This window comes from Mycobacterium colombiense, assembly GCF_001665835.1.
In the GTDB taxonomy this organism is placed as follows: Bacteria; Actinomycetota; Actinomycetes; order Mycobacteriales; family Mycobacteriaceae; genus Mycobacterium; species Mycobacterium colombiense_A.
In genome coordinates this window covers 62,859-87,272 of sequence record NZ_LZSX01000099.1, presented here as the reverse complement: position 1 = coordinate 87,272, position 24,414 = coordinate 62,859, and the positions used below count along the sequence as shown (strand labels likewise).

Sequence of the window (24,414 nt, the reverse complement as noted above, 5' to 3'; positions counted from 1 at the left end):
AGTATCTAACCCCGGCTTATGACGTCAGGAAGTTTTATGAGCACCTCGCTGATCGCCCCGTTCATGAGCGTCACGCTGGGGGCCACCATCATCTCGGTCGTCACCATCGCGTCCGGCGGCGTCTTCTTACTTCGCGTGGTCACCGGGAACCACGAAGCCAACGGCCTGCAGAAATCGTTTTTTCGAGCCGGCCACGCGCACGCCGGTGTGCTCGTGATGCTGGGCCTACTGCTGTCGGTACTGGGCAACGCCGCGGGCGCGAGCCCCGGTTGGGCCAACGGCGGGGCGATCGCCGTGCTGCTGGCCGCCATCATGATGCCCGCGGGATTCTTCCTATCGGTGCTCGGCCGCAACCCGGCGCGCCCGAACCGGATGATCGCGAGCGTGTGGCTCGGCGCGACGCTACTGATCGCGGGCGTACTCACGTCCGGGGTGGCCACCCTGATCGCCGGGATCGACCGAATCTGAGGACCGCACGACCGGCCCGCTAACCTGACCAGGTGAATCGCTCGTCCCTCAATGGCAATGCCGCCTCCATTCGTGAGGTGTGCGACGCCGGCCTGCTCGCCGGCGCGGTGACGGTGGTCTGGCAGCGCGGAGAACTGCTGCAGATCAACGAAATCGGCTACCGCGACGTGGACGCGGGTCTGCCGATGCAGCGCGACACGCTGTTTCGCATCGCGTCGATGACCAAGCCGGTGACGGTCGCGACGGTGATGAGCCTGGTCGACGACGGCAAGCTGACGCTCAAAGATCCGGTGACCCGCTGGGCGCCGGAGTTGGCCGACGTGCGGGTGCTCGACGATCCGCATGGCGCGCTCGACCGGACGCACCCGGTGGACCGCACCATGCTGATCGAGGATCTGCTCACCCACACCAGTGGGCTGGCCTACGGCTTCTCGGTGTCAGGGCCGATCTCCAAGGCCTACATGCGGCTGCCCTTTAATCAGGGCCCGGACGCCTGGCTGGCCGAGCTGGCCAAGCTGCCGCTGGTGCATCAGCCCGGTGACCGGGTCACCTACAGCCACTCCATCGACCTGCTGGGCGTCATCGCCTCCCGCATCGAGGGCAAGCCGTTCCATGAGGTGCTCGATGAACGGATCCTGGGCCCGGCGGGCATGAGCGACACCGGGTTCTTCGTCTCACCCGAGGCCCGGCGGCGCGCGGCGACCATGTACTCACTCGACGAACAGAGCCGGCTGCATCACGGCGTGATGGGCCCACCGCACATCACGCCGCCCTCGTTCTGCAATGCCGGCGGCGGATTGTGGTCGAGCGCAGACGATTACCTGCGGTTCGTGCGGATGCTGCTCGCCGGTGGAACGGTCGACGGCGTGCGGGTGCTCTCGGAAGAGTCGGTCCGGTCGATGCGGACCGACCGGCTCACCGAGGAGCAGAAGCGGCACAACTTTCTGGGCGCGCCGTACTGGGTCGGCCGCGGCTTCGGGCTGAACCTGTCCCTGGTGACCGATCCGGCCAAGAGCACACCGCTTTTCGGGCCCGGCGGCCTCGGCACGTTCAGCTGGCCCGGCGCCTACGGGACCTGGTGGCAGGCCGACCCCAGTGCGGACCTGATCCTGCTCTACCTGATTCAGAACCTGCCGGACCTGACCGTCGACGCCGCCACCGCCGTCGCCGGAAACACGTCGCTGGCCAAACTCCGCACGGCGCAACCGCGATTCGTCCGCAACACCTATCGCGCCCTCGACCTTTAAAGTCACATCCCGATGCCCGAATACCCACCCGACCGCATCAGCGGTCCGCGGCTGCTGCTGCGCCTACCCACACTCGACGACGCCGGGGCGCTGTTCCAGCGGGTCGCCCGCGACCCGCAGGTCACCAAGTATCTGTTGTGGGCGCCGCACCCCGACGTGGCCGCGACGCGGCGCGTGATCACCGAAAAACTCAACGCCAGCGCGGACGAGAAGACGTGGGTCATCGAGTCGCGGCACCGCGGCGAGGTGATCGGGTTGGCCAGCTGCCGGCGCACCGCACCGCATTCGGTCGAGGTCGGCTACTGCCTGGGCAGGCGGTGGTGGGGCAAGGGATTGATGTCCGAGGTGCTCGGCATGCTGCTCACCGCGCTCGACGCCGATCGCGAGGTGTACCGCGTCTGGGCCACCTGCAGTGTGGACAACGAGCGCTCGGCGCGGCTGCTCGAGCACGCCGGCTTCTTTCTGGAGGGGCGACTGGCCCGGCACGCGGTCTACCCTACGATGGGGCCCGAACCGCAGGACAGCCTGCTGTACGCCAAGATCCTGCGCTGATTAGCCTTCTTCCGCCAAGCTGTCCTGCTCGAGCGCCCGGCGGGCGTAGGCCCGCACGTCGGCGTCGCCGTCTTTGAGCGCAAGCCCCAGCGCGTCCCGGGCGGCTGGCTCCCCTGCCCAGCGGGTCAGGCTGAGCACGGCCGCCTTGCGCACGTCCAGATGGGCGTCGCCCAGCGCCTCGGACAGATGCGGAACCGCGAAGTCGACCGGGGCGCCGGCCAGCGCGCGGGCCGCGCCTTCCCGCACCTGCCAGGCCGGCGCCCGCAGCGCCTGCTTGATGGCGGCGTAATCGTCTTGGCCGCAACCCAATTGACCCAGCGCGGCCAGCGCAGCGGCGCGAACCAGCGGGTCGGAGTCGCCGACCAGCCGGCGCACGGCCCGGCTAGCTGGGGCTGCTGTCGCCCTTAGCGTCGCCAGTCCGGCGGCCGCGGCGATGCGGACCTCGCGGTTCTCGTCACCGGCGGCGGCGACGACACCAGCCACGTCGTCGACGGACACCAGCGCGCGCACGGCCTCGATGCGCACCCGATGATCGGCGTCGTCGAGCGCGCGACGGTATTGCGCGGCGTCACCGGCCCGGCGGGCGGCCAGCACGTACAGCGAGGCCGCGCGCACCACCCGATCGACCGAATCCAGGTGCTCGCGAACGCTTTCCGGCTGCGGCAACACCTCGACCAGCTCGCGGATGCCGTCGGCGCTGGTGAGGCGGACCGAGGCATCGCCGTCCTTCAGCGCGGCCACCAGGGCCGGCGCATACCCGTCGGGGATGTGCTCGGTCAGCGTCGACACCGCGGTGCGGCGCACGCCGGGATCCGCGTCGGCAAGGTAGGGATCGAGGTCGATCATCGTGGGCTCCTCGAGCGCCAGGACCTCGGCGATGCGCGGTGACGGCGGCTCGAACGCGGTTGTGGCGGAGCCGATTCGCGACACCGCGGTGGCCGGCGCCTGACCGCCGACCAGCGGCGGCTGCTCCACCGGGTACACGGTCCGGTCGGTGGGCGGCAGGCCGTCGAACTCCGGGACCGGCACGAAATACGGTGCCACCGGCCGCTTGAGGAACACCATTCCTTTTTCGGCGTCGCCTTGGGTCGCTTTGCGCAGGTTGAGGTGATAGCCCCACTGGTTGTCGTCGCGGCCGGGCAGGTCGGCGCGATCGTGATAGAGGCCCCAACGGGATTCGGTGCGGGTGTGCGACGAACGGGCGGCCATCTCGGCGCAGTCGCGGATGAACGTCACCTCCACCGCGCGCATCAGCTCGTGCGGATTGCGGGCGCCCATCTCGGCGATCTCGGCGCTCATCCGCTCGAAGGTGCGGATGGCCAGCGACAGCTTGGCCCCGGTCTTGGGCGGCGCGACGTAGTCGTTGACGAAGCGGCGCAGCTTGTATTCGACCTGGGGTTGCGGCGGGCCGTCCGGATGCCGCAGCGGCCGGTAGATCAGCTCGTGCGCCTCGCGCACCTGATCCTCCGGAAGCTGTTGCGGTGCAGCGACGTCGGCCAGGGTCGAGGCGGCGTGCGTGCCGGCCAGGTCGCCGAACACGAATGCCCCGATCATGTAGTTGTGCGGCACGCAGGCCATGTCGCCGGCGGCGTACAGCCCGGGCACCGTGGTGCGGGCGTGCTCGTCGACCCACACCCCCGACGCGGAGTGCCCACTACACAAGCCGATTTCGGAGATGTGCATCTCGATGTCGTGGGTGCGGTAGTCGTGGCCGCGGTTGGCGTGGAAGGTGCCCCGGGTGGGCCGCTCGGTGGTGTGCAGGATGCTTTCCAGCGCGGTCAGCGTCTCGTCGGGCAGGTGCGACACCTTGAGGTAGATGGGTCCGCGCGCGGAGTCGATCTCGGTTTTGACCTCGGCCATCATCTGCCCCGACCAGTAGTCGGAGTCGACGAACCGCTCGCCGTGCGCGTTGACCTGATAGCCGCCGAAGGGATTGGCGACGTACGCACATGCCGGGCCGTTGTAGTCCTTGATCAACGGGTTGACCTGGAAACACTCGATGCCGGACAGCTCCGCGCCCGCGTGGTAGGCCATCGAGTAGCCGTCGCCGGCGTTGGTGGGGTTCTCGTAGGTGCCGTACAGGTAGCCCGACGCGGGCAGGCCGAGCCGGCCGCAAGCACCGGTGGCCAAAATGACCGCCTTGGCGCCGACCGTGACGAATTCACCGGTGCGGGTGTTCAGCGCCGCCGCACCCACGGCCCTGCCCTCGTGGGTCAGCACCCGCACCGGCATCAGCCGGTTCTCGATCTGGATCTTCTCGCGCATCGACCGTTGCCGCAGCACGCGATACAGCGCCTTCTTGACGTCCTTGCCTTCGGGCATCGGCAGCACGTAGGAGCCCGAGCGGTGCACCCGGCGCACGGCGTACTCGCCGTGCTCGTTCTTCTCGAACTTCACGCCGTACCGCTCCAGCCGCTGCACCATCGCAAAGCCCCGGGTGGCGGTCTGATACACGGTGCGCTGGTTGACGATTCCGTCGTTGGCGCGGGTGATCTCGGCGACGTAGTCCTCGGGTTCGGCCTTGCCGGGGATCACCGCGTTGTTGACACCGTCCATGCCCATCGCCAGGGCGCCGGAGTGACGCACGTGCGCCTTCTCCAGCAGCAGCACCTGCGCGCCGTTCTCGGCGGCCGACAGCGCCGCCATGGTGCCCGCGGTGCCGCCGCCGATGACCAGGACGTCACAGTCAAGCCGGACCGGGGCCGCCGGGTCGGGAATCTGCATCATGCCGCCACCGCCGAGTGATTCAGTGCCGCAATGACTTCGGCGCGCAGCGCGGCGCGCTGCCGGTCGACGCGCGGCTCCGGCACGTCGACCAGGGTGCGCAGCGGCTGACCGGCCTTGCCCAGTACGGCGATGCGATCGCCCAGCAGCAGCGCCTCGTCGACGTCGTGGGTGACGAAGACGATCGTCGTCGGGTGGGCACGCCAGGTGTCGATCAGCAGCCGCTGCATGGCCGTCCGTGTCTGGGTGTCCAGCGCGCCGAACGGCTCGTCCATCATCACCGCGCGCGGCGCCCCGGCCAGCCCGCGGGCCAGCTGGACGCGCTGCCGCATGCCGCCGGACAGGCTCTTGGGCAGATAGTCGCCGAAGCCGGTGAGACCGAGCTCGGCGATCCAGCGGTCGGCCTCGGCGCGCCGGCCGGTCCGGGCGACGCCTCGCAGCCTCAGGGCCAACTCGATGTTGGATCGCACGGTGCGCCACGGCAGCAACGCGTTGTCCTGGAACACCATGCCCCGGTCGCCCGAGGTGGTCGTGACCTCGTCGCCGTCGGCGACGATCCGGCCGTCGTCGGGCCGCAGCAGCCCCGCCAAGGCCCGCAGCACCGTCGACTTGCCGCAGCCCGAGGGGCCGGTGAGCACCAGGATCTCCCCGGGCCGCACCGTCAGGCTCAGCCCGTCGATCACCGGTCTTCCGGTGTAGGACAAGCGAACTCGATCCAGTTCCAGACTCACTCCAGCCTTTTTCAAAGTCATTGCCGGCCTTCCTCCTCCGCACGCGGCAGCCAGCCGGTCACCCGACGGCCCACGACCTCGACGGTCGCCGCCGTCGCGAAACCCAGCACGCCGATGGTGATGATCCCGACGAACACCTGGGGATAGGCCAGCACGGTGTAGTCCTGCCAGGTGCGATAGCCGATCCCGAGTCGGCCCGAGATCATCTCCGCGGAGATCACGCAGATCCACGCCACGCCCATACCGACCGACAGGCCGCCGAACACTCCCGGCAGGATGCCCGGCAGCACCACCTGCTTCAGCACATCCCACCGGCCGCCGCCGAGGGTGCGCACCGAGTCCTCCCACAGCGTGGGCAGCGCCCGCACCGCGTGCCGGGTGCTGACCAGGATCGGGAAGTACGCCGCGAGGAAGGTGATGAACACGATGCCGGCCTCGTCGGTCGGGAACAGCAGGATCGCCACCGGCACCATCGCGATGGCCGGGACGGGTCTGACCAACTCCGTGAGCGGGCCGAAGGTGTTGGCGAACAAGCGGGAACGCCCCAGCAGCACGCCCGTCGCGACCCCGACCACCGCGGCCAATCCGAAGCCGGTGAGGATACGGATCAGCGACTGCGCCAGGTCAAGCCAGTACTCGGAGGTTCCGAGCCGGCGTCCCAGCGCGTGCACGATCTCGGTGACGGTGGGCAGCGTGTCGAAGCGCAGCAGCAGCCGGACCTTGTCGGCGGTGAGCGCCTGCCACAACCCGATCGCGGCGGCGACCGAGGCGAGCCGCAGCAGCCGCCACTGCCATGGCGAGCCGGCACGTCGCGGGGTGGCCGCGGCCGGTACCGCGTCGACGACTTGCGCCGACACCGGGGCTGCCGGGTCGCCGGTGAGATAAGCGGTCATACCGAACCTCCAAGGGCGTGCTCGTAATTCACGATGGCGCCGCCCGGGTGTGCGGCGAGATAGCGATGTGCGCCGGCCGGCGTCCCGAACGGCAGGTAGTTCTGGCCGTCCTGAACCCAGACCGCCTTGTCGGCGAACCACCGGGTGCCCAGCTCCGCGTCGGGAACATAGGCGGCACGGACTTTGGCGCCTCGGGCGGTCGCCTCGCGCACGGCCCGGAGCAGACTGGCCGGGTCGGCGACCGTTTGCGTGGAATCCGAACCGTCCAGCCACAGTTCGCTGGCCAGGGCGGGATCCCCGCGCAGCGCGGACGGGTTGGCGCTGGCGGCCCGGGCCGCGTCGTAGTTCAGGCCGCGGGCGCCGAATACGGTGCGCAAGGGCGCGTCCTGGACGAAGCCGGACACGTCCAGGTCGGCGAAGTCGCCGATCGACTTCAGGTACGGCACATCGTTTTTCAACGCCTCGACCAGGGACGGTTTGAGCGTGGTGTCGAACGAGGTACCACCGGGGCCGTTGTAGAGGTACACCACTTCCTGCGGCAGGCCGCTCCCCTGGGCGACGATCCGGGCGGCCTCCAGCGGCTTGGAGTTGAGGAAGTCGGTGGCGTCCAGTTGCGCCTGCAGGAAGGCGCCCAGCACCTCCGGATGAGACGTCGCATACGAGCGCCGCACCACCACCCCGTGCAGGGTGGGCAGGTTCAGCTCGGCCCCGTCGTACAGCAGTTTGGCCTTGTTCTGGAACACCAGCAGCCCCGGCCAGGCGACGAACTGCGAAAGACCCTGCACCTGACCGGATTCCAAGGCAGAGGCGCCCACCTGCGGTTGCTGGTTGAGCACTTCCACACCCCTGATCCCGGCCCTGTCCAGCGCCCGCATCAGGGTGCCGTGACCGGCCGACCCCACACTCGCCGAGACCTTGGAGCCGGCCAGGTCGCGCAACGTGGTCGCCGACGAACCGGGCGCCACCACCACCATGTTCAGGGCGCCCTTGGGGTTGTAGCCGGTGATGGAGACGATCTCGGTCTTGGCCAGCGGGTTGGCCTGCGTCTTGGAGCCGTTGATCAGCATCGGGTAGTCGCCCATCGAGCCGATGTCGATCTTCTCGGCGAGCATCTGCGCGGTGATCGGAGCTCCGGTGTCGTAATCCTGCCACCGCACAGCGTATTTGGTGCCGGTACGGGTGGTGATGTCGGCCAGCCGGTGTTCCAGGTAGCCCTGCGCGCGCAGCAGCGTACCCGCGGTGACGGTGTTGATGGTCTTGGACTGATATCCCACCACCACGTTGACCACACCGGAGGACTGCGACAGGGATTCCAGTGAGCAACCGGTGGTGATCGCGGCGATCGCGATCACCACCGACGCCAGCCGGATGGCGCGTCGTTTCATCAAAGATCCTGGGGTCGAATGCTTTTCAGCGAAGGAGATAGGGCATGTTGACCGTGACCGCGCCGGTGGGACAGCGGGCCGCGCAGGGGCCGCAGTACCAACACTCGTCGACGTGCATGAAGGCCTTGCCGGTGTCGGGGTTGATGGCCAGCGCGTCGAGCGGGCAGACCTCCACGCACAGGGTGCAGCCGTCGATACACAGCGACTCGTCGATGGTGACCGGCACGTCGGCGCGGTTGTTGTTGATCAGCGTCATGGGTTGCTCCTCATCGGCTCGGCTCTAATAAGGTTGCCCCGCATGGTGATTCGATCGCCCCGCATCCGGATGTACTCCAGGTCGACGGGGGTGCCGTCGGCGAGGCTGGTGAGCCGCTCCAGCATCAGCAGTGCCGCGCCGTCGGGCACCTGCAGCGTGGCCGCCGAGTGCGCGTCGGCGGGAATGGCCTCCAGCGCAAGCGCCGCCGACCCCAGCCGTTGCCCGCTCACCTCCTCGATGAGCGCGAACAGGTCGTTGGTCTCCAGCGGATGGGTCAGCACCTCGCGGCCGATGTCCGGGTCGAGGTAGGTGAGGTCGAGGCTGAGCGGCAGGTCGCCCAGGTACCGCAGCCGCTCGATGAACACCGCCTGCTCGCCCGGTTGCAGCCGCAACCGGCGGGCCACCGACGGCGGCGCGGTGACCGGGATCGCGGCGCGCACCTCGTTACGCACCTCACCGAGATCCTTGAACGTCTCCTTCAGACCCAGCAGCGCGTCGAGACCGTGGTCGTACTTGCGCTGCGCGACGTGCGTGCCGACCTTGGGTCCGCGGTCGATCAGCCCCTCGTGCTTGAGGACGGTCAGCGCCTCGCGAATGGTGTTGCGCGAGACCGAGAATTCGGCGGCCAGGTCCAGTTCCGCGGGCAGGCCCTCCAGATAGGCGTCGGAGTGGATCTGCTGGCGCAGCACGTCGGCGACCCGGCGGGCGCGATTGGCCCTGGAGTCTTGAATGTCCCAGCTGGGTACCGGTTGCGCCACGGGAGTCACGCTAACGCAGCTCAGGGCCGTTTTTCGGGTCGCCGATGATGCCCCGCGGCGGTGGCCGCGCGTATTGCGCCGGGGCGCCTCGAGGCCCGACCAGCTAAAACCGCCACCCGCCGCGGTATTGCGCCACCTGCGCGAACACGTCGGCTTTGCGATCCCGGTGAGCAGAACCTGCCACGCCGTGCGCCGCGCCGATTCCCGGATTGAGGCCCGACGGCGGAAGATGGCGTGCATGACGGACGTTGCGAAGCACGCGCTGACCAAGGTGCCTGCGGTCACCCTGGGGTTCTGGGTCATCAAGGTCTTGGCGACGACATTGGGCGAGACGGGCGGCGACACCGTCACGATGACGCTGAATTGGGGCTATGCCGCGGGGGTCGCGATTTTCGGCGTCGCGCTGGTGGGGCTGGTGGCGGCGCAGATCCTCGCCAAGCGATTCCATGCGGCCCTCTACTGGGCGACAATCGTGGCCTCGACGACGTTCGGCACCGTGCTGGCCGACTTCGCAGACCGATCGCTGGGCATCGGCTACACGGGCGGGTCGCTACTACTGCTGGCGTGCCTGCTGGCCACGCTGGGACTGTGGCGATGGTCGCAGGGCACCGTATCGGTCAGCACTGTCTCCACGCCCAAGGTGGAGGCCTTCTACTGGGCGACCATCACGTTCTCGCAGACGCTGGGCACCGCGCTCGGCGATTGGCTGGCCGACACACGCGATTTCGGTTACGAACGCGGCGCGCTGGTTTTCGCGGTTGGCCTCGCGGTGGTCGCGGCCCTGTACTTCTGGACGTCCATTTCCCGCGTCGCCTTGTTCTGGGTCGCGTTCATCCTCACCAGACCGCTGGGCGCGACCGTCGGTGATTTCATCGACAAGCCCGTCGCCGACGGCGGCCTGGCGTGGAGTCGCCCGCTCGCCTCGGCGGTGCTCGCGGTGTTGATCACGGTGTTGGTCGTCGTCATACCGCAGCGCCCCGGTCGCCACCCCGGCCAGCCCAAAGATGATGCGACGGAACATCATCCGGAAACCGGCGTCCAGCAACCGGACCAGGATCCACGCTGACGCGGCCGCACTCAGCGAGAAGTTAACTCGTAAACCGGGCGCCACCAGCGGAAACGGTGAAGCGGCGACCCGATTCTCAACGATTTCACAGCGATTTGACCTTACGGTTTGTGAGATCGGTGATGACGGCGGCACACAGGAGCGGGATGCCACCCGGCACGCAGCAGCGGCAGGCAACACCCCTCATGATGCTTCCCCCGATGGGCTTGCGAGAGCGTCGCATCGAAGAATGCCCGACGATGTGGTTCAACCGGGACTTCTTCCAACGACCCTGGCCTGACTGGAAAGTCGACGTCGACGTCGACGGCCTGACAACGTTCTTCAGCCACACCAATCCCGGTGAGACCATCGTCGGCCATCCGGTGCGCATCACGCTGGAAAACCCGGGCGTCGTGTGGGTGGCGACCAACCGCTTCTGCCGGATGGGCGGCCCGTTCGCCGAGGTGCTGATCGAGGCCCGCTGGCCCGACTGAGGGCGCGTCCGGCGCTCGACGTAGCGTTGAAACATGAGAGTCCTGCTCGTCGAGGATGAACCGCGGCTGTCCGCCACCGTGGCCAGGGGGCTCAAGGCTGAGGGGTTCGTCGTCGTGGCCGTCGGCAATGGGGTCGATGGCCTGCGGGAGGCCACCGAAAATGGTTTCGACGTAATCATTCTCGACATCATGCTGCCCGGGCTCAGCGGCTATGAAGTGCTGCGCCAAATGCGCTCGCACAACGTGTGGACACCGGTGCTCATGCTGACCGCCAAGGCCGGTGAGTATGACGAGACCGACGCCTTCGATCTGGGTGCGGACGACTATCTGACCAAGCCGTTTTCGTTCCGGGTGCTGGTGGCGCGACTGCGGGCGCTGATTCGTCGCGGCGCGCCGGCGCGGCCGGTGGTGCTGAAAGCCGGGTCGCTGGCGCTGGATCCCGCCCGGCACACGGTGAAACGGGGTTCGACCCCGATCGCGCTGACTCCCCGCGAGTACGGGGTGCTCGAATTCCTGATGCGCAACAAGGACGTGGTGGTGACCAAGGCCGAGATACTGCAGAACGTCTGGGATGCGCATCATCACGGGCCCGACAACGTGGTCGAGGTCTACGTGGGATATCTGCGTCGCAAGATCGATGTGCCCTTCGGCACCAACACCATCGAGACGATCCGGGGCGTCGGTTACCGATTGCTGTGCTGAGACACGGGCAACGTCACGATCATCTTGGTTCCGCCGGAGGGCGGGTCGTCGATGGTGACCGTGCCCCGGTGTGCGGCAACGACCTCGGCGACGATCGCCAGGCCCAGGCCCGTCCCTCCCCCGCTGCGGGCCCGGTCGGAATCCAGGCGCACGAAACGTTCGAATACCCGGTCCCTGTCGGCGGGGGCAATTCCGGGGCCGTCATCGCTGACGGTCAGAACCGCCGCCCCGTCCCGGCCGCCGACTTCGATGGCCACACACGAAACCGCATGGCGGACAGCGTTTTCGACGAGATTACGGATCATCCGCGACATCGCCACCGGATCCGCTTCCAGGCGCACCGGACGAATATCGGTGTGGACCACGCATTGCGTGTCACGCCGCGCGCGGTCGGCTTCGGCGCGCGCGAGGTCGTCGAGCGCCACCTGCTCCTTGCGCCGGAGCAGCGTCTGCTCGTCGGCGCGGGCCAGCAGCAGCAGATCTTCGATCAGGGTGTGCATGCGCTGCGCCTCGGGCAGCAGGGTGTTGACCGCCAGGTCGACGTCGAGCAGATCGGGATGGGCCTCGGCCACTTCCAGCCCCGAGATGATGGTGGTCAGCGGGCTCCGCAATTCGTGCGACGCGTCGCCGACAAACCGTTGCTGCGCGCGGTGACCCGCTTCCAGACGCGAGAGCATCTCGTTCATGGTGACGGCCAGGGCCGCGATCTCGTCGTGGCTGTCCGGCACCGGCACTCGCTCGGCCAGATCGGACGTCGAGATGTCGGCCACCCTGGTTCGGATCGCGTCCACCGACTGCAGCGACCGGCGCACCAGCCAGTAGGTTGCCCCCGCCACCACGCCGACGATGACCGGCGCGCTGCAGGCCAACAGGATCGCCAGCGTCCGTGCGGTCGCCTCGACCGCCTCGCTGCCGCCTCCCACCAGCACCGTGTACACGCCGAATCGCGTCGCGACCTTTTGGCCACTGACGCGCATGTCGTCGCCGGCCACCGCGTCGTCGGGCAGGCCGCGCCGCAGATTGAAGTCGAACTGGCTCGCCGGAACCAGCGGCGTCGTCGGGGCGGAACCGGATCGCTTGACCACGTTGCCATCCGGACCGATCAGCTGGGCCGCGACCACCCGCTGGTCGGTGATCAGCAAACGGTTGTCGAGGTCGTCGGGCGAATCGGACTGCAGTGCCTTGGCGATGTCGCGGACCCGTTCGGCAGCAGCGTAATCGACGCCCGCCAACAACGAGCGGTACAGGATCGCGTCCAAACCTGCGCCGGCCACGCCGAGCGCGCACAGCACGACGATCGCCGACACGGCCGCCGAGCGGGCCGAAATGCCCAGGTGGGCGAGCCGCCACCGACCCGGCCGCCCGCTTCGCCGAAACGGCCAGACACGGGGTATTCGCACGCCGTTAATTCTGCAGCCCCGCGGCCCGGCTGAAAACATCGAGCTCAGCGCGTTCTCAGCGGCCTCTCAGCGGTCGCGTCCTAGGCTGGCGCTCGTCATGTTTGGTACTGCACGCCCCGTGCGTCGTAACGATCGTGCGATCGCCCGAATACTGGTCAGCGCGGCAGTCATGGTCGGCTGCGGCGTCCTGGGAGCGGCGCCGGCCGGCGCCGACCCGAGTCCGTTCAACACCCTCAGCTCGAGCTGCAACCAGACGGCTCCGGCGGGCAGGGACGCACTCCTGGAGGGGATCCGGCGGGGTATCGCCGACTGGTCGGCGGGCGCGCCGCACACCCCGGCCCGCACCGCGTGCGGCGTGAATCCGCCCCCGACGACAGGCTGACCTCAGCTGCTGTCGGCGACCGACGGCACGGCCGGGGCGTCGTTGGCACCGTTGCGCGCTCCGTTCGTTGCCGACGCGTCCGCCGGCAGCTCGAACGCCGCGGTCACCGAGCCCACCGCCGCCATCGCGGCGTTGCGTTGCGCCTCCATGCGCGCCAATGCCGTCTCGGTGAAGACCGACAACCCGAGATCGGGGTTGTACCCGTGGATTTCCTTGACGTCGAGCTGGGCCAGGAAGTAGATGATCTCCTTGGAGACCACCTGGCCCGGGACCAGCACCGGGAAGCCCGGCGGGTAGGGCACCACGAAGGTGGTCGACACCAGGGTCTTGCCCTCGGCCAGCCGTCGCCCGGCCATGCCGATCAGCACGTGTTCGCGGTCGGTCTCCTCGTAGCCGGCGTAGAACGCCGCCCGCATGTCGCCGAAGTTGCACTTGTCGACGGGCCGGAACGCGACGTCGAATTCGCTGAAGTCGGGCAGATGCGGCAGATCCTCGGTGATCTCCTCGACATGACGCTCCTGCAGCGCCCGGTCGGCGACGCTGGCCGCCTTCTCGATGCGGTCGAAATCGATTGCCACCCTTCGTAACACGTCGAGCAGATAATGCACGCTGGACCAGGTGACGCCGATCGTGAAGATCAGCAGCACGCTGTTGATCGACGTCTTGTTGATCTGGATGCCGAATCGCTCCATCAGGATCTTCTCGCGGAAGTCGTAGCCGTTCATCCCGGTCGCGCCCACGAACAAGGTCACGCGCGTCGCATCCAGCACGAACTGGTCGGAGCGCCAGGCCTCGTTCCACTCGGCCAGCGCGCCCTGCCTGACCTCGCGATAGGAGCTCACCGAGGACTCCCGGAACTCCTCGGGCACCAGGTCGGATTCGTCGAGGATGCGGAACCACTTGCTGATCAGCCTGTCTTTTCGCACCCGATGCCGGAAGACCAGTGCCATGTCGTAGACCTGCCGGACCAGTTGAAAGCCCTCGATGTCGACCTGGCGGCGGGCCAGGTCCAGGGACGCCAGCAGCTGCTGGTTCGGCGACGTCGAGGTGTGTGTCAGGAACGCCTCGGCGAAGGAATCCCGGGTGAGCGCGTTGAAATCCTGGTCGCGCACGTGGATCATCGACGCCTGCCGCAGCGCCGACAGCGACTTGTGCGTGGAGTGCGTGGCGTAGACGCGCACCCGGGCGGCGGCAGGATCCGGCATCAGCTCGCGCTCGATCCACTGCGACCGGTCGACCCCGTCCATGGACGCGGCCCATTTCCGGTATTCCTCAACGTATTCCGGCGATGCCAGCATCTGCTCCAGGCGCTCGGCGGACACCATGGCGGTCCGCTGCCGCGCCCACGGCACGGCCGTCGCGAACGCGTACCACGCCTCGTCCCACAGGAAGCAGATGTCCGGCTTGATCGCCAGCACCTCCTGCATGACCTGCATGGGGTTGTAGACGACGCCGTCGAAGGTGCAGTTGGTCAGCAGCAGCATGCGCACCCGGTGCAGCTGTCCGGCCGCCTCCAGGTCCAGCAGTGTCTGCTTGATGGTGCGCAGCGACACCGCGCCATAGATCGCGAACTGCGGCAGCGGATACGCGTCCAGGTACAGCGGGTAGGCACCGGCCAGCACCAGCCCGTAGTGGTGCGACTTGTGGCAGTTGCGGTCGATCAGCACGATGTCGCCCGGCCGGGTCAGCGACTGCACCACGATCTTGTTGGCCGTCGACGTCCCGTTGGTGACGAAGTAGGTGTGGTCGGCGTTCCACGTCTTGGCCGCCTTGTCCATCGCCTTTTTGATGTTGCCGTGCGGGTCCAGCAGCGAGTCGAGGCCGCCCGAGGTGGTGGAGGTTTCGGCCATGAAGATGTTGCGGCCGTAGAACTCCCCCATGTCCTGCAGCGACCTGGAGTTGAAGATGCTGGCGCCGCGCGCGACGGGCAGGGCGTGGAACTGGCCGACCGGCGCGGCGGCATACGCGCGCAGCGCATCGAAAAAGGGTGTGGCATAACGGTTTCGCAGCCCGGCGAGCACCGTGCTGTGCAGGTCGGTGACGTCGTTGAGCCGGTAGAACGTGCGGTCGTAGACGTCGGGCTCGGTGTCATCGCCGGCCGCAATCGACTCGTCGGTCAGCAGATACAGGTCGATGTGGGGCCGCAACTCCCTGATCCACTCGCCGCACTCCACCCAATAATTGGCGCGGTCCGGAATGGCGTCTCCCGCATCCTCGTTGGGCCCGAGCAGGGTGTTCATCAGCGGCAGCCGGTCCCGGGACCGCAGCGACAGGTCGTCACGGATGATCGCGGCCTGAATCTCCCCGTTCAGCGCCACCGCGGTAATCGCGTCCTCGACGCTGGGAACCACCAGGATCTCGAACTGCACGTCGTCGGACGGGCAGCGCAGCGCGCGCAGGCACTCCGCCAGGCTGTCCGGCGCAGTGCTCGGGGCGTCGTCGGCGAGCAGCACGGTGTAGAAGTGCTGCTGCTTGGCCTGGGCGACCAGCTCCTGGTCATCCAGCGGCGCGGAGGTATCGAAAAGTCCTGCGCGGTCACCGTATTCACTCAGCAGCCGCACGGCCAGGGAGACCTCCTCGGTGAGCCGCACCGTGGACAGGCTCTCCAGGTGGGCGCGGAAGATCGCCAGGTTCCCCGCACCGGGGTACAGCCAGTACCGCTCGTAGGCGGCTATGCGATCCATGAGGCGCTTCACCCGCGCCACGTCGTGGGTCTTGTCCAGTCCGGCGAGGTCCACCTCGGCGAGGTGACGGCAGGCGTCGTCGAGCAGGTTCCAGGTGTCGACCCGGGCGTAGGAGGGGTTGGCCACGGCCGCCAGTGCGGACACCCGAAGTCGTCGCGGCTGGGTGCTGTATCGAATCATGACCTCACCTGTTCTTCTCGGATCGCCGCCGCTGACGTGCCGCTCGTATTGTGAACCCGCTGCGCCACGCCCGTGGTCATTTCACCTCAGCTTGCTCAGCGATCCGCCTCGTCGTCACTGTCCACGACGTCGCCTCGAGGTCGCCGAGTACCCCGCGTGCTGTCCGCCCACCGCAGCACGGGCAGCTCGAGGCGACGGACCGGCAACTCGGTGACATCACCGAGCGACCGCACCACGCCCTGCGTCAGCCCCATGATCGCGGCCATCACCGGCAGCAGCGGCTGCAGCGGCTTGGCCGCCGAACGCACCGTGCTGATGCGGCGGGCGACGGCCACCCGTTCGACGCAGTGATACAGCCAGGCGCCCACACCCAGCGCGTAGATCGACAGCACCGAAGCCACGATGCTCAGCCCGTAGGCTGCGCAGATCACCGCACCCAGCACCACCGTGGCGGCCAGGATGGCCGCCACGAGCAGGCGCAGCTCCAACCGGGTCATGGTTGCGGTCCGTGGTCCTCCGGTGTGCCGGAGGTGTCGGAACCCACCGCACCCCGGACCGCCTGGGCGGCGGCCCTGATCTGCGGTGTCACCAGCATGACGTGGCCAAGCACCCCGTTGACGAAGCCCGGCGAGTCGTCGGTGGACAGCTCCTTGGCCAGCTGGACGGCCTCGTCGACGGCGACCGGTTCGGGCACGTCGTCGGCGTAGAGCAGCTCCCAGACCGCGACCCGCAGGATGGCGCGGTCCACGGCGGGCAGCCGGTCCAGCGTCCAGCCCTGCAGATGCGAGCTGATCAGGTCGTCGATGTGCGCGGCGTGTTCGCCGACGCCCCGGGCCGCCGCGGCCGTATACGGCTGCAGGGCCGCCACTTCGGGGTTCGTTTTAGCGAGCCCGGTGCGGACGTCGACGACCTCAGCCGGGCTCAGCCCACGGGCCTCGGCTTCGAAAAGCAGGTCGACGGCGCGCTTGCGGGCCTGATGGCGTCCCCGCACGGGTCTGCTCACGCGTTGACGCGCCCCAGGTAGCTGCCGTCGCGCGTGTCGACCTTCAGCTTGTCTCCGGTGTTGATGAACAACGGCACCTGGATCTCGGCGCCGGTCTCCACGGTGGCGGGTTTGGTTCCGGCGCTGGACCGGTCGCCCTGCAGGCCCGGCTCCGTGTGCTTGACCTCCATCTCGACCGAGACGGGCAGCTCGAGGTACAGCGGGGCCCCGTTGTGGAACGCCACCTGCACCGGCAGGCCCTCCAGCAGGAACCGGGCAGAATCGCCGACCAGCGACTCGGGCAGCGGATGCTGCTCGTAGTCCTGGCTGTCCATGAACACGAAGTCCGAGCCGTCGCGGTACAGGTACGTGGCGTCGCGCCGGTCGACGGTGGCGGTCTCCACCTTCACGCCGGCGTTGTACGTCTTGTCGACGACCTTGCCGGAGAGCACGTTCTTGAGCTTGGTCCGCACGAAGGCCGGGCCCTTGCCCGGTTTGACGTGCTGGAACTCGACGATCTGCCACAGCTGGCCGTCGATCACCAGCACCAGTCCGTTCTTGAAATCGGCAGTGCTTGCCACGGTTCGGTATATCTCCTCGAGGATGGACAGTCGCTACGGAACTGTCTGTAACTTGTCGGCCAGTTTAGAGCGCTCCGCGACCGGGTCCCGCGGGCCGGGTCGGGCGGTGGCGCGCGAAACGCCGTTAGTGGTGGGCGTGTTCGGAGCCGAGCGCGGCGTGCTCGTCTGGCGACGGCAACGGCTTGATCATCGTCAGCAGCGGGACGTGCAGCGTGACCCCGCTGGCGAACGGCAGGTGGATCGCGAAGTAGACGATCTGCATCTCCAGCCGCAGCTCCCGAAGGGGCTGGGCGTACATGTCCCACCGGAAATCTCGCAGGCGTGCCAAACCCCGTGCCACCCCATTCACGCACCCGACTGTACTCGGGGGCGCAACCCCGGCAAAGCCGTGAGTCGGCGGTAGCTACGCCAAAACGGCGAGCTCCTTGGGGAACTTGGTCAGCAATTCGGGGGGCTTGCCGAGGGTTTCGTCCGGCACCACCAGCGTGTCCTCGATGCGCACCCCGCCGCGGCCGGGCAAGTAGACGCCGGGTTCCACGGTCACCACGGATTTGGCCAGCAACGTGCCGGTGGACGTGGCGCCGATGCCCGGCGCTTCGTGGATCTCCAGGCCCACGCCGTGGCCCAGGCTGTGGCTGAACTGCTCGCCATAGCCGGCGTCGGCGATCACCCGGCGGGCCGCGGCGTCCACCTCGCGCAGATCGGCGCCAGCGTGCAGCGCCTCCCGGCCGGCCCGCTGCGAATCGGCGACCAACTGGTAGATCTCCAGCTGCCAGTCGGCGGCCTTGCCGAGCACGAAGGTGCGGGTCATGTCGGAGTGGTAGCCGCCGACCAGCGCACCGAAGTCGATCTTGACGAAATCGCCGCCGGCCAGCACCGCGTCGGTGGGGCGGTGATGCGGGATCGCCGAATTCGGGCCCGCGGCCACGATGGTCTCGAACGAGATCGCGTCGGCGCCGTGATCGAGCATCAGGGCCTCCAGCTCGCGGCTGACCTCGCGTTCGGTCCGGCCGGGCCGCAGGCCGCCCCGCGCCACCAGATCGGTCAGCGCCGCGTCGGCCGCCTCGCACGCCAGCCGCAGCAGTGCGACCTCGCCGGCGTCTTTGACCTCGCGCAACGCCTCGACGGTTCCGGCGGCCTTGACCAGCTCGGTGGCCGCCTTCCGCTCGTCCAGCTCGCGGGTCAGCGCGTCGAATCCGTCGACGGTCACCACGTTGCTCTCGAAGCCCAGCTTCTGCGCGCCGGCTTCGGCGGCGTGCGCGGCCAGGTGGCGTCCCAGTGCCCGCTCGATGGCCACGTCGAGGTCCGGCGCCTGCTCGGCGGCCTGGGTCCGATACCGCCCGTCGGTGGCCAACACCGGGCCGCGATCGTCGGCGAACACCAGCAACGCGCCGTTGGACCCGGTAAAACCGGAGAGGTAACGGACGTTCACCAAGTCCGTGACCAGCAGCGCATCCAATCCGCTGGCCTCAAGTCGCGCTCTGAGCCTGTCTCGACGCTGTGAATGTGTCACGGGTCTTGACGGTACTCGCTACGCTTTTGGGCCATGAGTAACTGGATGCTGCGCGGATTGGTCTACGCCGCGGCGATGGTCGTCGTCCGATTGTTCCAAGGTGCACTGATCAACGCGTGGCAGACACAGGCCGGGCTGTTCAGCGTTTCCCTGCTGATTCTGTTCATCATCGGCGTGATGATCTGGGGAATTCTCGACGGCCGCGCCGACGCCAATGCCAACCCGGATCCGGATCGCCGCGGCGACCTGGCGATGACCTGGCTGCTGGCCGGCCTGGTGGCCGGTGTGATCAGCGGGGCCGTCTCCTGGCTGGTCGCGATCGTGTACAAGGGCCTGTACACCGGGGGCCTGCTCAACGAGCTGACGACGTTCGCGGCCTTCACCGCGCTGTGCGTCTTCCTGCCCGGAATCATCGGCGTGACCATCGGGCGCTGGCGGGTGGACCGGCAGATGGAGAAGACTCCGGAGAAACACCACGGCCTTGGCGAACGCGAGCGGGACGGTGACACCGACGTGTTCTCCGCGGTGCGCGCCGACGACGCCCCCACCGGCGAGATCCCCGCGCAGAGCTCTGACGCCCACGCCGAGCCGCGGACGTCGGCGGTCGCCACGGCCGAGCGCGAGGCGCCCACCGACTCGGCGGCCACCACCGAATCACCGACCGAGACGATCGCCAAGCCCGAGGACGACCCGAAGACCGAGGTGATCCGCACCGGCGACGAGCACACCAAGCCGGGCACGGAACACGACAAGGGCTAGCTGTCGGCGCCGGGCTCCGCGGCCAGATAGCGCAGGGCGAGCAGATAGCCCTGCACCCCCAGCCCGACGATCACTCCGGTCGCGACCGGGCTCAGGTACGAGTGTCGCCGGAACTCTTCGCGCGCATGAACATTGGAGATGTGCACCTCGATCAGGGGCGCACTCAACTCCGCACACGCGTCGCGCAACGCCACCGAGGTGTGGGTCAGCCCGCCGGGGTTGAGGATCACCGGCTCGCCCGCGTCGGCGGCAGAATGGATCCAGTCCAGCAGTTCGGCTTCGTTATCACTTTGCCGCACAACGGCTTTGAGGCCCAGCGCGTCGGCTTCCCGCTCGATCAGCGCGGCCAGCTGATCGTGCGTCGTGTCGCCGTACACCTCCGGCTCGCGCCGGCCCAGCCGGCCCAGGTTCGGGCCGTTGATGACGTTGACCGTCGTGGTCATGAGGCCTCCTCCGCGAGTCCGGCGTAGGCCGCCGCCAGCAGCGACGGGTCGGGGCCGGCCATCCGGCCCGGCTTGCCCAGGCCGTCGAGGACAACGAAGCGCAGCACCCCGGCCCGCGACTTCTTGTCTCCCGCCATGTATTCCAGCAACTGCGGCAGCGCGTCGGCGTCGTAGCTGACCGGCAGGCCAAGCGCGGACAGGATGGTGCGGTGCCGCTGCGCGGTGGCGTCGTCGAGGCGGCCGGCCAGCCTGGCCAGCTCGGCGGCGAAGACCAGTCCCACCGACACCGCGGCCCCGTGCCGCCACTGGTAGCGCTCGCGACGCTCGATGGCGTGCCCCAATGTGTGCCCGTAGTTGAGGATTTCGCGCAGCTCCGACTCTTTCTCGTCGGCGGCCACCACCTCCGCCTTGACGGCGATCGCGCGGCGGATCAGCTCGGCCAGCACGTCACCCGACGGGTCGACCGCGGCCTGCGGGTCGGCCTCGATGAGGTCGAGGATCACCGGATCCGCGATGAATCCCGCCTTGACGATTTCGGCCATCCCGGCCACAAGTTCGTTGTGCGGCAACGTCTGCAGCGTGTCGAGGTCCACCAGAACGGCGTGCGGCTGATGGAACGATCCGACCAGGTTCTTGCCCGCGTCGGTGTTGATCCCGGTCTTGCCGCCGACCGCCGCGTCGACCATGCCGAGCAACGTGGTGGGCACGTGCACGATGTCGACGCCGCGCAGCCAGGTGGCCGCGGCGAATCCGGCGACGTCGGTGGCCGCACCGCCGCCAAGGCTGACCAATGCGTCTTTGCGCCCGATCCCGATGCGGCCCAACACTTCCCACAGGAAGCCCACCACCGGGAGGTCCTTGCCCTCCTCGGCGTCCGGGATTTCGATGCGGTGGGCGTCAACACCCTTGTCCGCCAACCGGCTTCGGATCACCTCGGCGGTCTCGGTCAGCACGGGTTGATGGACGATCGCCACCTTGTGCCGGCCGCCGACAATTTCGTCCAGCTCGCCCAGCAGGCCGGTGCCGACGATCACCGGGTACGGCGGGTCGACGGCCACCTCGATGGTGACCGGATGACCAGAGCGCGTCATGTCGCGGCCCCGGCGGGAGCCTGCAACCGCGAGACGATGTAGCGGACCACCGCGCCGGGGTTGCGCCGGTTGGTGTCGACGCGGATGGTGGCCGCCCGCCGGTACAGCGGGCTGCGTTCGGCCAGCAGCGCGCGGTACTTGTCGGCGCGATCGGGGCCGGCCAGCAGCGGGCGCACGGCGTTGCCGCCGGTGCGGCGCACACCTTCGGTGGCGCTGATCTCCAGGTAGATCACGGTGTGACCGGCGAGCGCGTCACGCACCCCCGGAGTGGTGACGGCGCCGCCCCCGAGCGACACCACGCCGTCGTGGCCGGCCAGCGCGGCGCGCACCACGTCTTCCTCGATGCGGCGGAATTCCGGCTCGCCGTCGGTGGCGAAGATGTCGGCGATGCGGCGCCCGGTCTGCTGCTCGATGGCCACATCGGTGTCCAGGAAATCGACGCCGAGCGCCTTGGACAGCCGCCGGCCGATGGTGGACTTGCCCGATCCCGGCAGGCCCACCAGGACCGCCTTGGGCGCCATTAGGCGGTACCCCGGGCGGCCGGCGACTCCCGCTCTGCGACGGCCTGCCGGTAGGACGCGATGTTGCGGCGGGTTTCGGCCAGCGAATCGCCGCCGAACTTCTGCAGCGCCGCCCGCGCCAGCACCAGGGCCACCATGGCCTCGACGACCACGCCGGCGGCGGGCACCGCGCACACGTCCGAGCGCTGGTGGATCGCGACGGCCTCGTCGCCGGTCGCCATGTCGACCGTGGCCAACGCGCGCGGCACCGTGGAGATGGGCTTCATCGCGGCACGCACCCGCAGCGGCTGCCCGTTCGTCATGCCGCCCTCCAGGCCGCCCGCGCGGTTCGTCGACCGGACCACGCCGTCGGGGCCGGGATACATCTCGTCGTGGGCACGGCTGCCGCGACGGCGTGCCGTCTCGAAGCCGTCGCCGATCTCGACACCCTTGATCGCCTGGATGCCCATGACGGCGCCGGCGAGCTGGCTGTCCAGCCGGTTGTCGCCGCTGGTGAACGAGCCCAGCCCGACGGGCAGGCCCAGGACCACCACCTCGACCACACCGCCCAGCGTGTCGCCGTCCTTCTTGGCGGCCTCGATCTCGGTGATCATCGCCTCCTCGGCGGCCTTGTCGAAGGCGCGCACCGGGCTGGCGTCGATCGCGGGCAGGTCGCCCGGGCCGGGCGGCGGGCCGTCGTAGGGCGCTGATGGGCCGATCGCGACGACGTGCGAGAGCACCTCGACGCCGAGCGCCTGGCGCAGGAACGAGCGGGCAATGGTGGCGGCCGCGACGCGGGCCGCGGTCTCCCGGGCGCTGGCCCGCTCCAGCACCGGCCGGGCGTCGTCGAAGCCGTACTTGAGCATCCCCGCGTAGTCGGCGTGGCCGGGCCGCGGCCGGGTCAGCGGCGCGTTGCGCGCGCTGTCCGCCAGCTCGCCCGGGTCCACCGGGTCGGCGGCCATCACGGTCTCCCACTTCGGCCATTCGGTATTGCCGATCTCGACGGCGATGGGCCCGCCCAGGGTGACACCGTGCCGCACCCCGGACAGCACGCTCACCGCGTCACGCTCGAACGCCATCCGGGCGCCGCGACCGTAGCCCAGGCGGCGACGGGCCAACTGTTCCGCAATGTCGAGGGAGGTGACCTCCACACCCGCGACCATGCCTTCGAGCACGGCCACCAGCGCGCGGCCATGCGACTCCCCAGCAGTGATCCAACGCAACACGGGTCCCATTCTCCCATGGGGGCGGGCGTGGACTTAAATCCGAGCGCTGCGTCAGAAGAAGCTGGTGTCGGGCAGCTCCGCGCCGTTCACGGCGACATCGCCCAGCACCCGCGCCTTGTAGACGGTCGGGTTGTGCGAGAACAGCGTCCGCAGGTTGCGCCAGTGCCGGTCCAACAGCGCCGACGCCTGCACGGCCGACGCGCCGCCGACGTCGAAGACGCGCGACGCGGCCCGCAGCGCGGGCTCCTGGATCGCAACCTTGACGCGCGCGGCGGCGATCGACGACCGGGTTTCCAGCTCGGGATCGATCCCGGTGTCACGCGCCGCCTGAAGCGCGGGAGCGAGTTCGGCCGCCGCGCTGTGCACCAGTGCCTGCGCGGCGTAGGCCACCGCGTCGATCTCGCCGACGATCTGCAGCAGCTGCGGATCCGCGGTTGGCTCCCCGACGCTGGCAAAGGTGTAGGTGCGTGCCCGCCCACGCAACAGCGCCGCGGCGTCCGCGGTCAGGGCCCGCAGTATGCCGGCGGCGATGGCGTGCAGGAACAGCTGCATCAGCGCACCGCGGGCGCGGTTCACCCCGATGGTGTCGGCCAGCGGGAAGACTTCGTCGGGCGCGACCGCGACGTCGTGGAATATCGTTGTGCCGCTGCCCGTTTGGCGCTGGCCAATGCCGTCCCAGTCGTCGAGGTGCTCGACGCCGGCCCGGTCCACCGGGATCACCACCGCGGTCGGGGTGTTGTCGTCGTCCTGCGCGGTGATGCGCAGATAGTCGGAGAACTGTGCGCCGGTGCTGTAGAACTTGCGGCCACGCAGCCGCAGCCCGTCCCCGCTCGACACCAGCCGGGTGTCACGGTCGTTGCCGCCCACCGACTTCTGGCTCTTTTCGGCGTTGGCGCCGCCGATCAGCCCGCCCTCGGCGACCACCGCGATCCACCGGTCGCTGCCCGGTCGCCGCGGCGCGACCTGCAGCTCCTCGACCAGCGCGTAGTGGATCCGCAGGATGTGGGCCAGGTCGGGATCGGCCGCGGCGAGCGCGATGAGGTGGTCGAAGAATTGCGGCACCGAGTAGCCGGCGCCGCCGTGCTCGCGGGCCAATCGCACCGCGCCCCACCGCTGGTCCCGGACGAGTTTGAGGCCGCGCAGAGGCGGCTCGGTTCCGCCGGCGGCCAGCCGCTGGCGATAGTCGGCGGCGATGTCGGCGAGCACCCCGTCGATCGCCGCCGGGTCTGCTGCCGGGTGCTCGTGGGATCCAACGGGCATGGGAGTCAAAGCCTTTCTGGGCGAATCGATGTCGCACACACGACGATCAGCCCGAAAGGCTGTCAGGATGCGACGCTGGCGGCAACGGTTTCCTGCGACCTGAATTTTTCGCCCTCGGGTGGACTTTCATCCGTGCTGATTCCTGCGGTGACCACGCG

At 68.8% G+C, this 24,414-nt stretch carries 26 protein-coding genes; 8 read left to right on the top strand and 18 right to left on the bottom strand.

Annotation, left to right across the window (positions count from 1 at the left end):
* Window positions 1-36: 36 nt before the first annotated feature.
* Genes A5760_RS24505 through A5760_RS24495 form a run of 3 tightly spaced genes read left to right on the top strand, consistent with a single transcriptional unit; the run spans window position 37 to window position 2,267 of the window.
* Window positions 37-468, top strand: a complete 432-nt coding sequence (locus tag A5760_RS24505) for a hypothetical protein (RefSeq protein ID WP_231122736.1) — start codon at window positions 37-39, stop codon at window positions 466-468.
* 32 nt (window positions 469-500) lie between these two features.
* Window positions 501-1,715, top strand: a complete 1,215-nt coding sequence (locus tag A5760_RS24500; RefSeq protein WP_064885682.1) for a serine hydrolase domain-containing protein — start codon at window positions 501-503, stop codon at window positions 1,713-1,715.
* Between the two features lie 12 nt (window positions 1,716-1,727).
* Window positions 1,728-2,267 (top strand): GNAT family N-acetyltransferase, encoded by a 540-nt coding sequence (locus A5760_RS24495; RefSeq protein WP_064885680.1) that lies wholly within the window; start codon window positions 1,728-1,730, stop codon window positions 2,265-2,267.
* On the opposite strand, the gene A5760_RS24490 is transcribed toward A5760_RS24495, so the two are convergent.
* The 6 genes from A5760_RS24490 to A5760_RS24465 are packed head-to-tail and all read right to left on the bottom strand — an operon-like array spanning window position 2,268 to window position 9,023.
* The gene (locus A5760_RS24490) at window positions 2,268-4,994 is read right to left on the bottom strand and encodes a fumarate reductase/succinate dehydrogenase flavoprotein subunit (protein ID WP_196772198.1); all 2,727 of its coding nucleotides are present in this window, start codon (window positions 4,992-4,994) and stop codon (window positions 2,268-2,270) included.
* Window positions 4,991-5,743, bottom strand: a complete 753-nt coding sequence (locus tag A5760_RS24485) for an ABC transporter ATP-binding protein (RefSeq protein WP_064885678.1) — start codon at window positions 5,741-5,743, stop codon at window positions 4,991-4,993. Before A5760_RS24485 ends, A5760_RS24490 begins: the two co-directional genes overlap by 4 nt.
* Entirely contained in the window at window positions 5,740-6,615 is an 876-nt protein-coding gene (locus A5760_RS24480) for an ABC transporter permease (protein WP_064885677.1), read from the bottom strand. The genes A5760_RS24485 and A5760_RS24480 overlap by 4 nt, the downstream gene beginning before the upstream one ends.
* On the bottom strand, window positions 6,612-8,000 hold the full coding sequence (locus A5760_RS24475; protein WP_064885675.1) for an ABC transporter substrate-binding protein: 1,389 nt from the start codon (window positions 7,998-8,000) through the stop codon (window positions 6,612-6,614). The genes A5760_RS24480 and A5760_RS24475 overlap by 4 nt, the downstream gene beginning before the upstream one ends.
* 25 nt (window positions 8,001-8,025) lie before the next feature.
* Complete coding sequence (locus tag A5760_RS24470; RefSeq protein WP_064885673.1) at window positions 8,026-8,256, bottom strand: 4Fe-4S dicluster domain-containing protein; 231 nt, start codon at window positions 8,254-8,256, stop codon at window positions 8,026-8,028.
* The gene (locus A5760_RS24465; RefSeq protein ID WP_064885661.1) at window positions 8,253-9,023 is read right to left on the bottom strand and encodes a GntR family transcriptional regulator; all 771 of its coding nucleotides are present in this window, start codon (window positions 9,021-9,023) and stop codon (window positions 8,253-8,255) included. Before A5760_RS24465 ends, A5760_RS24470 begins: the two co-directional genes overlap by 4 nt.
* Window positions 9,024-9,252: 229 nt before the next feature.
* Between A5760_RS24465 and A5760_RS24460 the strand changes: the two genes are divergently transcribed.
* From A5760_RS24460 to A5760_RS24450, 3 genes are all read left to right on the top strand, one after another.
* Window positions 9,253-10,080 (top strand): hypothetical protein, encoded by an 828-nt coding sequence (locus A5760_RS24460; protein WP_064885659.1) that lies wholly within the window; start codon window positions 9,253-9,255, stop codon window positions 10,078-10,080.
* Window positions 10,081-10,226: 146 nt separating this feature from the next.
* Window positions 10,227-10,553 (top strand): hypothetical protein, encoded by a 327-nt coding sequence (locus A5760_RS24455; protein WP_064885657.1) that lies wholly within the window; start codon window positions 10,227-10,229, stop codon window positions 10,551-10,553.
* Between the two features lie 33 nt (window positions 10,554-10,586).
* Entirely contained in the window at window positions 10,587-11,255 is a 669-nt protein-coding gene (locus A5760_RS24450; RefSeq protein ID WP_064885655.1) for a response regulator transcription factor, read from the top strand.
* Here A5760_RS24450 and A5760_RS24445 read toward each other — a convergent pair.
* On the bottom strand, window positions 11,237-12,694 hold the full coding sequence (locus tag A5760_RS24445; RefSeq protein ID WP_082279604.1) for a sensor histidine kinase: 1,458 nt from the start codon (window positions 12,692-12,694) through the stop codon (window positions 11,237-11,239). The two genes, A5760_RS24450 and A5760_RS24445, sit on opposite strands and share 19 nt — an antisense overlap.
* Before the next feature lie 79 nt (window positions 12,695-12,773).
* Here A5760_RS24445 and A5760_RS24440 point away from each other — a divergent pair, with 79 nt between their 5' ends.
* Window positions 12,774-13,037 (top strand): hypothetical protein, encoded by a 264-nt coding sequence (locus tag A5760_RS24440; protein WP_231122734.1) that lies wholly within the window; start codon window positions 12,774-12,776, stop codon window positions 13,035-13,037.
* A 2-nt stretch (window positions 13,038-13,039) separates the two neighbouring features.
* On the opposite strand, the gene A5760_RS24435 is transcribed toward A5760_RS24440, so the two are convergent.
* The 6 genes from A5760_RS24435 to A5760_RS24415 all read right to left on the bottom strand — a co-directional run bounded on the left by A5760_RS24435 (window position 13,040) and on the right by A5760_RS24415 (window position 18,977).
* Window positions 13,040-15,901, bottom strand: coding sequence for an aminotransferase class I/II-fold pyridoxal phosphate-dependent enzyme (locus tag A5760_RS24435; RefSeq protein ID WP_064885653.1), 2,862 nt, complete (start codon window positions 15,899-15,901; stop codon window positions 13,040-13,042).
* Window positions 15,902-15,996: 95 nt separating this feature from the next.
* A complete protein-coding gene (locus A5760_RS24430; RefSeq protein WP_064885651.1) occupies window positions 15,997-16,398 on the bottom strand; it encodes a hypothetical protein in 402 nt (133 codons plus the stop codon).
* On the bottom strand, window positions 16,395-16,904 hold the full coding sequence (gene nusB, locus A5760_RS24425; protein WP_064885650.1) for a transcription antitermination factor NusB: 510 nt from the start codon (window positions 16,902-16,904) through the stop codon (window positions 16,395-16,397). Before nusB ends, A5760_RS24430 begins: the two co-directional genes overlap by 4 nt.
* Complete coding sequence (efp, locus tag A5760_RS24420) at window positions 16,901-17,464, bottom strand: elongation factor P (RefSeq protein WP_064885648.1); 564 nt, start codon at window positions 17,462-17,464, stop codon at window positions 16,901-16,903. Before efp ends, nusB begins: the two co-directional genes overlap by 4 nt.
* A gap of 124 nt (window positions 17,465-17,588) precedes the next feature.
* Entirely contained in the window at window positions 17,589-17,813 is a 225-nt protein-coding gene (locus A5760_RS26860) for a hypothetical protein (protein WP_155764459.1), read from the bottom strand.
* 54 nt (window positions 17,814-17,867) lie between these two features.
* A complete protein-coding gene (locus A5760_RS24415; RefSeq protein ID WP_064885646.1) occupies window positions 17,868-18,977 on the bottom strand; it encodes a M24 family metallopeptidase in 1,110 nt (369 codons plus the stop codon).
* Window positions 18,978-19,010: 33 nt separating this feature from the next.
* Between A5760_RS24415 and A5760_RS24410 the strand changes: the two genes are divergently transcribed.
* The gene (locus tag A5760_RS24410) at window positions 19,011-19,736 is read left to right on the top strand and encodes a B-4DMT family transporter (protein ID WP_196772197.1); all 726 of its coding nucleotides are present in this window, start codon (window positions 19,011-19,013) and stop codon (window positions 19,734-19,736) included.
* On the opposite strand, the gene aroQ is transcribed toward A5760_RS24410, so the two are convergent.
* The 5 genes from aroQ to A5760_RS24385 are packed head-to-tail and all read right to left on the bottom strand — an operon-like array spanning window position 19,733 to window position 24,256.
* Entirely contained in the window at window positions 19,733-20,179 is a 447-nt protein-coding gene (gene aroQ / locus A5760_RS24405; RefSeq protein WP_064885642.1) for a type II 3-dehydroquinate dehydratase, read from the bottom strand. The two genes, A5760_RS24410 and aroQ, sit on opposite strands and share 4 nt — an antisense overlap.
* Window positions 20,176-21,270, bottom strand: a complete 1,095-nt coding sequence (gene aroB, locus A5760_RS24400) for a 3-dehydroquinate synthase (protein WP_064885640.1) — start codon at window positions 21,268-21,270, stop codon at window positions 20,176-20,178. The genes aroQ and aroB overlap by 4 nt, the downstream gene beginning before the upstream one ends.
* The gene (locus A5760_RS24395; protein WP_064885638.1) at window positions 21,267-21,791 is read right to left on the bottom strand and encodes a shikimate kinase; all 525 of its coding nucleotides are present in this window, start codon (window positions 21,789-21,791) and stop codon (window positions 21,267-21,269) included. The genes aroB and A5760_RS24395 overlap by 4 nt, the downstream gene beginning before the upstream one ends.
* A complete protein-coding gene (gene aroC / locus A5760_RS24390) occupies window positions 21,791-22,996 on the bottom strand; it encodes a chorismate synthase (RefSeq protein ID WP_064885711.1) in 1,206 nt (401 codons plus the stop codon). Before aroC ends, A5760_RS24395 begins: the two co-directional genes overlap by 1 nt.
* A 51-nt stretch (window positions 22,997-23,047) precedes the next feature.
* Window positions 23,048-24,256 carry an acyl-CoA dehydrogenase gene (locus A5760_RS24385; protein WP_064885636.1) on the bottom strand — a complete coding sequence of 403 codons (1,209 nt, stop codon included), beginning with the start codon at window positions 24,254-24,256 and terminating at the stop codon, window positions 23,048-23,050.
* Window positions 24,257-24,414: the final 158 nt, after the last annotated feature.